Source organism: Clostridium sp. DFI.5.61 (assembly GCF_024462915.1).
Classification (GTDB): domain Bacteria; phylum Bacillota; class Clostridia; order Oscillospirales; family Oscillospiraceae; genus Lawsonibacter; species Lawsonibacter asaccharolyticus.
The window spans coordinates 1-11,156 of sequence record NZ_JANGBZ010000079.1 but is presented as its reverse complement, the minus strand read 5'-3'; the positions used below and the strand labels follow the sequence as shown (position 1 = coordinate 11,156).

At 63.4% G+C, this 11,156-nt stretch carries 11 protein-coding genes; 6 read left to right on the top strand and 5 right to left on the bottom strand.

Going from position 1 to position 11,156, the window contains the following annotated elements:
* Positions 1-174: 174 nt before the first annotated feature.
* Positions 175-1,026 carry a metallophosphoesterase gene (locus tag NE584_RS18130; RefSeq protein ID WP_256183419.1) on the bottom strand — a complete coding sequence of 284 codons (852 nt, stop codon included), beginning with the start codon at positions 1,024-1,026 and terminating at the stop codon, positions 175-177.
* Positions 1,027-1,245: 219 nt separating this feature from the next.
* Between NE584_RS18130 and mutY the strand changes: the two genes are divergently transcribed.
* Genes mutY through NE584_RS18115 form a run of 3 tightly spaced genes read left to right on the top strand, consistent with a single transcriptional unit; the run spans position 1,246 to position 4,327 of the window.
* Entirely contained in the window at positions 1,246-2,292 is a 1,047-nt protein-coding gene (gene mutY, locus NE584_RS18125; RefSeq protein ID WP_256183418.1) for an A/G-specific adenine glycosylase, read from the top strand.
* A gap of 17 nt (positions 2,293-2,309) precedes the next feature.
* Positions 2,310-3,209 (top strand): 4Fe-4S cluster-binding domain-containing protein, encoded by a 900-nt coding sequence (locus NE584_RS18120; protein WP_256183417.1) that lies wholly within the window; start codon positions 2,310-2,312, stop codon positions 3,207-3,209.
* Complete coding sequence (locus tag NE584_RS18115) at positions 3,206-4,327, top strand: SLC13 family permease (RefSeq protein WP_337542749.1); 1,122 nt, start codon at positions 3,206-3,208, stop codon at positions 4,325-4,327. The genes NE584_RS18120 and NE584_RS18115 overlap by 4 nt, the downstream gene beginning before the upstream one ends.
* Before the next feature lie 89 nt (positions 4,328-4,416).
* Here the strand turns inward: NE584_RS18115 and NE584_RS18110 are convergent, their stop codons facing one another.
* Positions 4,417-5,358 (bottom strand): D-2-hydroxyacid dehydrogenase, encoded by a 942-nt coding sequence (locus NE584_RS18110; protein WP_050622842.1) that lies wholly within the window; start codon positions 5,356-5,358, stop codon positions 4,417-4,419.
* A gap of 105 nt (positions 5,359-5,463) precedes the next feature.
* Positions 5,464-5,892, bottom strand: a complete 429-nt coding sequence (locus NE584_RS18105; protein WP_256183420.1) for a GyrI-like domain-containing protein — start codon at positions 5,890-5,892, stop codon at positions 5,464-5,466.
* Positions 5,893-6,112: 220 nt separating this feature from the next.
* Here NE584_RS18105 and recG point away from each other — a divergent pair, with 220 nt between their 5' ends.
* On the top strand, positions 6,113-8,203 hold the full coding sequence (gene recG, locus NE584_RS18100; protein WP_256183416.1) for an ATP-dependent DNA helicase RecG: 2,091 nt from the start codon (positions 6,113-6,115) through the stop codon (positions 8,201-8,203).
* Between the two features lie 68 nt (positions 8,204-8,271).
* Here recG and NE584_RS18095 read toward each other — a convergent pair whose 3' ends face one another.
* Both NE584_RS18095 and NE584_RS18090 read right to left on the bottom strand, forming a co-directional pair.
* Complete coding sequence (locus tag NE584_RS18095) at positions 8,272-9,627, bottom strand: DUF4179 domain-containing protein (protein WP_256183415.1); 1,356 nt, start codon at positions 9,625-9,627, stop codon at positions 8,272-8,274.
* A complete protein-coding gene (locus tag NE584_RS18090) occupies positions 9,624-10,100 on the bottom strand; it encodes a sigma-70 family RNA polymerase sigma factor (protein WP_256183414.1) in 477 nt (158 codons plus the stop codon). Before NE584_RS18090 ends, NE584_RS18095 begins: the two co-directional genes overlap by 4 nt.
* Positions 10,101-10,218: 118 nt before the next feature.
* Here NE584_RS18090 and NE584_RS18085 point away from each other — a divergent pair, with 118 nt between their 5' ends.
* Positions 10,219-10,662: a GNAT family N-acetyltransferase gene (locus tag NE584_RS18085; protein ID WP_050622847.1), complete on the top strand. Its 444-nt coding sequence runs from the start codon at positions 10,219-10,221 to the stop codon at positions 10,660-10,662.
* Between the two features lie 41 nt (positions 10,663-10,703).
* On the top strand, positions 10,704-11,096 hold the full coding sequence (locus NE584_RS18080) for a C-GCAxxG-C-C family protein (protein WP_108979980.1): 393 nt from the start codon (positions 10,704-10,706) through the stop codon (positions 11,094-11,096).
* The last annotated feature ends 60 nt before the right edge of the window (positions 11,097-11,156 follow it).

The following is an 11,156-nucleotide window of genomic DNA, read 5'->3' as shown; positions in this document are numbered from 1 at the left end:
TCTCTCCTCAATTTTGCTTTATTTCCCTATTGACTTTTTATTTGCAGACTTCGTCAAAATGACGTGGGAGGTATATTCGTAGTTGGCAGCTAATTGATAAAGCAGAATTTATATATTCTCCCGCTTTCTTTCGTGTTCCTGATGCTAATGTTTAAAATCAGGATACAGACTTATTCATCCACAGTTCAACTCTATAATAACTATTTCCGGTGGATTGTTGATTCTCACCGGAATGATACTGTTTCCAATACCTCTGCTCACAATCATAGTTGTTCCATTCTCTGTATAGGCTCCTGCGTCATATTTCGGGAAAAGTCCTTGGCCTGGAGCAATAACTCCTCCCCCCAATGGCAATCGAAATTGTCCACCGTGGGCGTGACCCGACAATACTAAGTCAATATTTTTATTTTGATAGACATTAAAATACTCGGGTCTATGCGATAAAAGTATAGTAAAGCCATCGCTAATATTTACCTGCGAAAGTTTTACTTCCAAAATACTTTCCGATAAAAGACGGTCTCGTTCTGAAAAATCAGGGTCATTTAATCCTATTAGCTGAATACACACATCACCATAGTTCAATTCGATGGCTTCATCTTGAAGAACAGTAATTCCTGTATTTTGTAATGATGTCTTTAACTCTTCGTATTGTGAGCCGATCCATGCCTCGTGATTGCCTGTGACAAAATAGCAAGGAGCAATTTTTACGGCTTGCTGAGCAAAAGATAATGCAACTTCAAGATTTGTATGGTTAGAATCTATCAAATCCCCAGTAATAGCGATTATATTTGGGCTTTCTGCCTCTAATATATCAATTAACTTTTCATTATTTTTTCCGTATTCTGCATTATGCAAATCCGAAATATGGGCAATAGAAAATTTGTCAAACGCTTCAGGCAAGTCTTTAGATGTTACTGTTAATTTGGTTGTTTCTACCGACAGATTTCCCCAAATCACCCAACTGACCATAATTGAAATCAGAAGCATCACAAGTATAATCGTTGTTCGATTTTTTATCTTTCTCACGACATTATGCCTCGCCATTATAAATCCTGCTCCACAAATTCCAATCTATTGTTTTGTTTACTTTATCATATTTATCTGTTTGCATCAATGTTTGGTACAATCGATGGAGTTAAAACCCATCGATTCAAATGTAAAAAGGGAACCGGGCCCTGTTCCGTTGCCTTTTTTCTTCCCATGGTGTATAATGCCCGGGAATCTGATGAGAGAGGAGGGGATGCTATGGACCAGCTGAAGGAGCTGCCCATCCCCCTGCTGCTGTGGTACCGGGAGAACGCCAGGGTGCTGCCCTGGCGCAGCCACCCCACGCCCTACCGGGTGTGGGTGTCGGAGATCATGCTCCAGCAGACCCGGGTGGCCGCTGTGCTGGACTACTACCGCCGCTTTCTGGAGGCTCTGCCTACGGTGGCCGACCTGGCTGCCGTCCCGGAGGACGCACTGATGAAGCTGTGGCAGGGACTGGGCTATTACAGCCGGGCCCGAAACCTGCAGCGGGCTGCCCGTCAGATCATGGAGGAGCACGGAGGAATCTTTCCCTCCACCTATGAGGAGATCCGCGCCCTGTCCGGCGTGGGGGACTACACCGCCGGGGCCATCTCCTCCATCGCCTTCGGCCTCCCCGTCCCGGCGGTGGACGGCAACGTGCTGCGGGTGGCTGCCCGGGTCACGGGAGACGAGGGGGACATCGCCGCGCCGGCCACCAAAAAGCGGGTGACCGCCGCCCTGGCAGAGATCATCCCCCTGGACGCCCCCGGCGACTTCAATCAGGCCATGATGGAGCTGGGGGCCACCGTCTGCCTGCCCAACGGGGCGCCCCTGTGCGACCTCTGCCCAGCCCGGGCGTTCTGCACTGCCCGCCTCACCGGCCGGACCGGCCAGCTGCCGGTGAAGGCGGCCAAGAAGGCCCGGAGGGTGGAGGAGCGCACCGTCTTTCTCATCTTCCACGAAAACCGGGTGGCCCTGCGGCGCAGGCCGGGACGGGGGCTTCTGGCCGGGCTGTGGGAGTACCCCAACGAGCTCTCTCCCGCCGGGGACGCCCTGGCCCGCTGGGGCATTGCTCCTGCCTCCCTCCGGAGCGTCGGGATGGGGAAGCATATCTTCACCCACATCGAGTGGCGCATGTCCGCCCTGGCGGCGGAGGCGAGCTCCCCCGCGCTGCCGGAGGGGTGGGTCTGGGCGGACCGGGCTGCCCTGGCCCGGGAATACGCCGTCCCCAACGCCTTCCAGCCCTTTCAAGGGGCGGTGGAGGAGAGGCTGGGACATTTTTGACCGGAGGAGGAAACGCCATGATCTGCGATCTCTGCCCCAGACGCTGCGGGGCGCTGCGCACAGAGGAGCGTGGGCTGGGCCGCTGCCGGATGCCGGAGCTGCCGGTGCTGGCCCGTGCTGCCCTCCACCGCTGGGAGGAGCCCCCTATCTCCGGCACCCGGGGCTCGGGGACCATTTTTTTCTCGGGCTGCTCCCTGGGCTGTGTGTTCTGCCAAAACGAGGAGATCAGCCACCGGGGCTTCGGGAAAGCGGTCACCCTTGAGCGGCTGGCCCGGATCTGCGGCGAGCTGGTGGACCAGGGGGCCCACAACCTCAACTTCGTCAACCCCACCCATTACGCCCATGTAGTGGGACGGCTGCTGGAGGAGCACCCTCAGCCCGTCCCGGTGGTGTGGAACTCCGGAGGATACGACCGGGTAGACACCCTGCGGGCTTTGGAGGGAAAGATCCAGATCTATCTGCCCGACCTGAAATATCTGGACAGCGACGCCGCAGGGCGGTATTCCGGCGCCTCCGACTATCCTCAGACAGCCCAGGCCGCTATCCGGGAGATGGTGCGCCAGACCGGCCCCTGCGCCTTTGACGGGGATGGCCTGCTCACCCGCGGGGTAGTCATCCGCCACCTGATCCTCCCCGGCCAGGTCAGTCAGGCCAAGGCAGTGATGGACTGGGTGGCGGCGGAGTTCGGCCCAGGGACTGTGCTCTTCTCCCTGATGAGCCAGTACACCCCCTGGGGCCGGTCGGCGGAATTTCCCGAGATCCACCGGCGGCTCCGGGCCGGGGAGATGCGGGCGGCGGCGGAATATATGGCAAATCTGGGGCTGGAGGGCTTTACCCAGGAGCGGACCAGCGCCCAGCGGGAATATACACCCCCCTTTGACCTGACCGGGGTGGCGGGGGAGGGAGGAGCACTGTGATATCCCTGGCCCGTCTGTTTTCCCTGATGAAGCGGGAAGCCGTTCTGTCCGCCGCCGCGGCGCTGGCTCTGCTGTCCATGCTGTGGGTGCCGCCCGACGGGGCCTATCTGTCCTATGTGGACTGGAGGACCATGGCCCAGCTGTTCTGCCTGATGGCGGTGATGGCTGGGCTGCGGGAGCTGGGGGTCTTCAGCCGCCTGGGCCGGCAGCTGCTCCGCCGGGTCAGGAGCGCCCGCCAGCTGGAGTGTGTGCTGGTCTTTCTGTGCTTTTTCACCAGCATGGCCATCACCAACGATGTGGCCCTGCTCACCTTTGTCCCCTTTTCCATGGAGGTGCTGACACTGGCCGGACGGGAGGAGCGGGCGGTGCCGGTGGTGGTCTTTCAGACTGTGGCTGCAAACCTGGGGAGCATGGCCACCCCCATCGGCAATCCCCAGAACCTGTATCTTTACGCCCAGTCCGGCCGGGGACTGGGGGATTTTCTGTCCCTGATGCTGCCCTACACCCTTCTGTCCGGCCTGATGCTGCTGCTCTGTCTCCTGCCGGGGCGGAGCGCCCCCCTGGCCGGTCTGGCCCCCGGCGGGGCGGAGCCCTCTCTGCGCCGGCGTCGGACCGGGATGTACCTGCTTCTGTTCCTGGCCTCGGTCTCCTCTGTGGCCAAGCTGCTCCCGGTGTGGCTCCTCACCGCCGCCGTGGTGGTGTGTGTCCTGGCCGCCGACCGGCGGGTGCTGCGCCGGGTGGACTGGTCCCTGCTGCTCACCTTCGCCGCATTTTTCGTCTTTATTGGAAACATGGGCCGCGTACCCGCCTTCCGCTCGCTGCTGGAGCAGGCCATCTCCGGCCACGAGCTGGTCACCGCCGTGTGCGCCAGCCAGGTCATCAGCAACGTGCCCGCCGCCTTGCTCCTCTCCGGCTTCACCTCGGAGTGGGATGCCCTTATCGTGGGGACCAACCTGGGCGGGCTGGGGACCCTGATCGCCTCCATGGCCAGCCTGATCTCCTATAAGTTCTTCGTCCGGGAGCACCCCCAGAAGCGGGGAGCCTATCTTCTCTTCTTTACCGGGGCCAACCTGCTCTTTCTGGCCGTCCTGCTCCCGGCGGCCCTGCTGCTGGGCTGACCGGGCCGCGCCCATGGGAAGGGACTGACTGGTCCACTTTTCTAAAAACAGGGAGGCGCGCTGATGAATCAGCGCGCCTCAGTTTGTTTCTATCTCCGCACCAGATTTTCCAGGGGTTTCCCAGCCTGCCAGCGATTCAGGTTGTCCAGCGCCTGCCGGACGCAGTTGGCCCGGGTGACCTCCAGGCGCATCCCGCCCGCGGAGTGGGGGGTGATGATCAAATTGGGGATCGTCCACAGGGGGCTGTCCTGGGGCAGGGGCTCTGGGACCGTGACATCCAGGGCGGCGCCCCACAGGCGTCCCTCCCCCATGACGGCCGCCAGCGCCTCCTGATCCAGCACGGAGCCCCGCCCCATGCTCAGCAGGATGGCGTCCTCCTTCATCAGCCGCAGCCGCCGCGCGTCCATCAGTCCTTCCGTCTGGGGGGAGTGGGGCAGCATCAGGGCCACCACGTCGGCCTGGGGCAGCAGGCCGTCCAGCTCCTCCATCACCGCCAGCCGATCAAAGCCCTCCACCGGCCGGGAGACATCCCGCTTCAGCCCCACAGTATGGGCACCCAGCCCCCGGCACAGTCCGGCAAACCAGGAGCCGATGTGTCCCGCCCCCGCCACCAGGACGGTGGCACCGGAGAGGGTCTTCATCTTTCCTGGGTCCGTCCAGAGCCGCTCCCGCTGCTGATCCCGGCACTGGGGGAGGCGGCGGCACAGGGCCAGCAGGCAGGCCAGGGCGTGCTCCGCCACCGACTGGCTGTTGGAGCCGGCGGAGGAGGTGAGGACCACCCCTTCCGGCAGGACGCCGGGGGCCAGATACTCGTCGGTCCCCGCCCACATGGACTGGAACCACTTCAGGCGGGGGGCGCGGCTCAGGTCGGCGGGCCGGGGCCACCCGAAAAGGATGGTGGCCTGTTCCAGCTGCTCCGCTGTCACAGTGCGCCGCCCGGCGCAGACGTGGACGGCCCGGGGGGCTGCCTCCTGAAAGGCAGCTTTTTCCTCCTCCGTCACCGGCAGCAAATTCAGAATATACTCAGCCATGGGGGAGCCTCCTTTTTTCAAAAGACAGATGATATTGATTATACCCCAGTCCCTCCCCTGATGGCAAGAGCGGCACGTTCCCTCCTCTGGCGGTACGGCCTATGCTCACTTCAGAGGGATGCAGAACTCACACCGGTGCAGGGCCACCTTTTCTGCAGAGTAGCGCTCCAAAACGGGGCTGGCGCGGTCCACCGGCAGCCCGGCGGTCAGGCGCTCCAGATCTTCCCAGAACCGGGAGACCTCCCGCTCCGTATGAGGGATCTCAAAGACGGCGTACCGTCCGCCCCGGACCCTGCGGGTGTCCAGTGGGAGCCGCTCCCCCTCTCGGATGATGATGCCCACATCATACCGGCACCGGTCCGGCGGAGTTCTGCTGGGATCGTCCAGGGCGATCCCCAGCAGGACGGTCCCGGACCCCATCCTGCCCCGCTCCTTCAGGAATACCTTCAGGCGCTCCATCAGCTGTCGGTTTTCCGGGCCGTAGGGGCCTGTCCTGCGCAGATAGGCGATCTCAACAGCCTCCATTTCTTCCATATTCAATGGTAATCCTCCCTTTCTGTTCCGCCCTGCGGCTGTTTTGACCCATCATAAGCGGAATTAAAATGATTTTCAAGGGGGATTCCCCTGCAGTCAGGGCAAAAGTGGCCGCTTCCATTTCCTTTGCTTTTTTCCTCCTCGCTGTGGTAAAATAGGCACATCCTGCCCGGCTGACAGGCCGGGCCATGCCGCATGAAAAAAGGGAGGGGGGAGCCACATGACCATCACGCTGGACACACCGGTGACGGATTTTCCGGGCGTGGGGCCCGCCCGGGCCAAGAAACTGGAGAAGCTGGGCATCCTTCGGGCCGCCGATCTGCTCACCTACTACCCCCGGGACTACGAGGACCGGCGCCGGATCTGGTCCATTCGGGCTGCGCCGCTGGGGGAGAAGGTCTGCGTCTCCGCCCTTGCGGCGGAGCGCCCTGTCCTCTCCTACATCCGCAAGGGGATGGAGCTGGTGAAGCTGAGGGTGGTAGACAACTCAGGCACCCTCTACCTCACCTTCTTCAACCAGTCCTATCTGAAAAATTCCTTCCAGCCTGGGGAGGAGTATGTGTTTTATGGGGAGATCCAGGAGCAGGGCTCCCGCCGCTCTATGGTCAATCCGGTCTTTGAGCGGGAAGGGGACCGGGACTTTACTGGACGCATCGTACCGGTGTACCCCCTGACTGCAGGGATCTCCAATCATCTGATGGTCTCCCTGATCCGCCAGGCAGTAGAGCAGTGCGCCGGCCAGGGGGCAGAATCCCTCCCGGCCAGCCTTCGGGCCGCGCACCGGCTGGTCCCGGCGGAGCGGGCCTGCCGGGACATCCATTTCCCGGAGGACTTTGACGCCCTGGAGCAGGCGCGGCGGCGGCTGACCTTCGAGGAGCTGTTCTACCTCTCCGCCGGCCTGACCCTTCTGAAGGACCGCCGGGACAGCCAGTGCTCCGCCGCGGTGTTTGCCCCCCGCCCCTTGGAGGCGTTCTGTGCCCTGCTCCCCTTCGCACCCACCCAGGCCCAGCGGCGGGCCATGGAGGAGACCGCCCGGGACCTGGCCTCTGGCCGCCCCATGAACCGGCTGGTCCAGGGGGACGTGGGCTCCGGTAAGACCACGGTGGCCGCCTGGGGGGCTTGGCTGGCCGCCCAAAGCGGCTGGCAGTCCGCGCTGATGGCGCCCACCGAAGTGCTGGCTGAGCAGCATTACCGCACCATGAACCAGCTGCTCTCCCCAGCCGGCGTCCGGGTGGCCCTGTTCACCGGCTCCATGACCGCGGCTGAAAAGCGGGCGGCCCGGGCTGCCCTGCGCTCCGGGGCGGTGGACCTGGCGGTGGGCACCCAGGCCCTGCTGTCTCAGGGGGTGGACTTCGCCCGCCTGGGGCTGGTCATCACTGACGAGCAGCACCGGTTCGGCGTGGCCCAAAGGGCGGCGCTGGCCGCCAAAGGGGCGGCACCGCAGTCCTCTTCCCCCCACGTGCTGGTCATGTCCGCCACCCCCATCCCCCGCACCCTGGCGCTGATCATCTACGGTGACTTGGACGTGTCCGTCATTGACCAACTCCCCCCGGGCCGCGTCCCGGTGCAGACCTTTGTGGTGGGGGAGAGCAAGCGTCAGCGGATGTACAACTTTGTCCGCAAACAGGCCGGAGAGGGCAGGCAGACCTATATCGTCTGCCCTGCGGTGGAGGAGAGCACCGGGGACGGGGCCCCGCCCGGCCTGATGGACCTGAAGGCGGTGAAGGTCTACGCCCGGCAGCTCCAGGAACAGATCTTTCCTCAGCTGCGGGTGGGGCTGCTCTACGGTAAGATGAAGCCCCGGGAGAAGGAGGCCGTCATGTCCGCCTTCGCCAGTGGGGAGCTCCAGGTCTTGGTGTCTACCACCGTCATCGAAGTGGGGGTGGACGTGCCCAACGCCGCCCTTATGATCGTCGAAAACGCAGAGCGCTTCGGCCTCAGCCAGCTCCACCAGCTCCGGGGCAGGGTGGGCCGGGGCCGGCACCAGTCCTACTGCGTGCTCCTCACCTCCAACCGCAGCCCGGACACCTTGGCCCGTCTGCGGGTCTTCGCCTCCACCACAGACGGCTTCAAGATCTCTGAGGAGGACCTGAAGCTACGGGGCCCCGGCGACTTCTTCGGCCGCCGCCAGCATGGCCTGCCCACCCTGCGGCTGGCCGATCTCTCCGGGGATATGCGCCTGCTCAGCGAGGCTCAGCAGGCGGCACGGGACCTGCTCTCCGCCGACCCCCGCCTGGCCTTGGGGGAAAACCGCCCTGTGCTGGAGCGAGTACGGGCACTGTTCTCCGATACGCCGGACATCTTCAACTAAAACAGCAGACCGGGGGGGGGGGGGGGGCGCCCCCCCGGCGCCGCGCCCCACGCCGCGGCCGCGGTCTGTCACGGCAGGACAAAGGGGATGTTCAGGTCTTCATGGTCCGCCGTCTCTGTATGTGCCAGCTGGATCTGGATGCGATCCCAGGCACAGTTTTGGATGTGATACAGATACTCGACATGCTTCCTCCCGTCCACCTCCTCCGCTGTCCCAGAGGTGGTCACGCCGTCGAATGTGCGCTCCGTCCCCTCCGGGTCCCGAAAGAGGAAGGTGAAGGGGGCGTCCGGCCCTCCCTCCGCCTGCCGGAAAAGCAGGATGGTGCGGTCCCCTTCCCGGCAGACCTGAAGCAGCTCAGTCCCCTCCGGAAGTCCGCAGGCGGTTCCGGCGGCCAGGTCGATGTCCGCCCACTCCTGCTCCTTGTCCAGCCATTTCAGCCTCCGGATAGAGAGGGTCATCTCCTGTCCCTCCAGGAAATACAGGCTCTGCCGGTAATAGTGGAGCATGGAGCGGGAATCCTCCCCGCCGGTGGCAGTGATATACCCGTCCCCTGTGTCGTATTCTTTTCCATTCCCGTCTACAAAGGCAAACTCGGCCCCCGCCAGCCAGCAGGTATTTTCCGGGTCCTCCTGGAGATGGATCTCCGTGTGGGTGGGGTAGACCTCCAGCTGGTCCACCTTCAGCCGCTGGCCGTCCGTCTCCACCCAGGTGTCCATCACCACCGTCTTGGGACCGGCCATCTTGTCCCGGTCCAGCTGGATGGGGAACGTGAGGGCCACAGCTTCCCCCTCCGCCGGCTCTCCGGCCTCTCCAGACCCGTCCACTGCCGGGGCCCTGTTTTCCGCTTCCCCTGCTGGTCCGGCCGGTTCCACGGTGCACACGGCCAGGAACTCCTCCGGGAGTTCCCCCCGGCTGAAATGGAACTCCGTGTGCCGCAATTCCTCCGCCTCTCCGGCCGTTCCGCTGTACTGGGCGGAGCTGTATCCCTCCAGGGGGGTGCCGTCCGGCGTCTGGAGCTCCCAGGACACCCGGCCGCCGCCCTCCACAGAATAGAACAGGTGTGCCCTGGCTGGGGAGGCGATGACATACTCCGCAGTAACGGAGATCCTGTCCGCCCCCTCTGTCCGGCCGATATACTGCACATAGTCGTGCTCCACCGCCGCCCGCAGGCTGGGAGAGAAGGCCACCGCCGCGGCCAGCTCCCGCAGGACCGGCACCTTGGCGCAGGAGATGGCAAAGGCCGGGGAGGCGTTCACCATCACCACGAAAGCGGCGCACACACCAGCCAGTCCGGCCAGCAGCTCCGCTGGCCGCCGGCGCCTCCGCCTGGCGCGGTCCATCCCTCGCCGGACCGCGCTCTCCAGTTCCGGGGGCTCCCGGCGCAGTTGTTCTGTCAGCACCCAGTATTCCTCTCTCCGGTTCATGACCCCACCTCCTGTCCGTCTGTCAGGTCCAGCCTGAGAAGCTCCAGGGCCCGCCGCTGGCGGGAGGATACCGTCCCCCTGGGGATCTCCAGGGCGGCGGCTGTCTCCTCCAGCGTCAGGCCGGTAAAGTACCGCAGGACGATCACGGAGCGCAGCTCTTCCGGCAGCGCCCGCACCGCCTCCCGCAGGGAGAGGGCATCCATGTGCTCCGCCTCCGGTTCCGGCGGGACGCAGATCCGGCACTCTCTGCGGCGGCGGCGCAGCTCGTCCTTGCACACATTGATGAGGATCCGGGTCAGCCAGGTCTCGAAGAACTCGGGCTGCCGCAGCTTCCGGCGGTCCCGGAAGGCGCGGTACACCGCCTCGTCCACCGCGTCCACCGCAGCGTGCTCCCCGCCCAGGTAGAGGAAGGCTGTGCGGTAGAGCCGACTCCGCTGGTCCTGGGCCCGGAGGGCGAATTCCTGTTCCGTCATGCTCCATCCCTCCCTTTTTGACCATTAGACGCCGGAGGTCCATGTTTTGCCCACCTCCGGTTGAAAAAATTTTTCTGTGATATTATAATAGCAGACAATGAAACAAAGGGGGATCGCTATGCTGACCTTTCGCGATATGACACTGGACGACCGGGACACCGTCCTGCCCATGGTGGATGCCTTCTACCGGTCCAACGCGGTAGACCACCCGGTCCCCCGGGAGATCGTGGAGCGGTCCTTTCTGGCTGCTGCCGGGAATGAGCCCCTGCTCCGGGGCACCCTGATCTTTGAGGAAGGCCGGCTGGCGGGCTATCTGTATGTCACCCTGTGTTACTCCGCGGAGGTGGGCGGGACCTGCGTCTTCATTGAGGAGGTCTATCTCCTGCCGGAGTTCCGTGGCCGCGGCCTAGGCCGGCAGGTCCTGGAGTGGATCTTTACCCAGTACCCGGACAGCCGCCGCTTCCGTCTGGAGGTCACCCAGATGAACCAGGGGGCCGCCCATCTGTATGAGAAGTGCGGCTTCCAGTACCTGCGCTACGACCAGATGGTGCTGGACCGGTGACCAGCAGGCCATCGTGATTTATTGTGGGAGGAAAACTTGAAATGGACTATGTTGAAAAGGCCCGGGCACTCCGGGCAGACCCTGCGGTCCACTACAACTGTTGTCAGGCGGTCCTGGTGACCTTTGCCGACCGGCTGGGACTCACGCCGGAACAGGCCAATGCTCTGGGGGCCCACTTTGGGTCCGGGATGCGTCACGGCTCCACCTGCGGCGCGGTGAGCGGCGCTCTGATGGTGCTGGGCCTGCTGGGCTGCGATGAGAAGCAGTCCACCGCACTGCTCCGAGACTTCCGGACACGTCACGGCGCGCTGGACTGCGCCGACCTGCTCCGGGCTTCCAAGGAACGGGGAGAGCTGCGCAAGGACCACTGCGACAGCTTGGTCCTGGAGATGTCTCGATTTCTGGAGGAACTGCTCAGGGAGCAGAGCACCTGACCCAGACAGAGGAGTGGGGGGGGGGGGGGGGGGGGGGGGGGGGGGGGGGGGGGGGGGGGG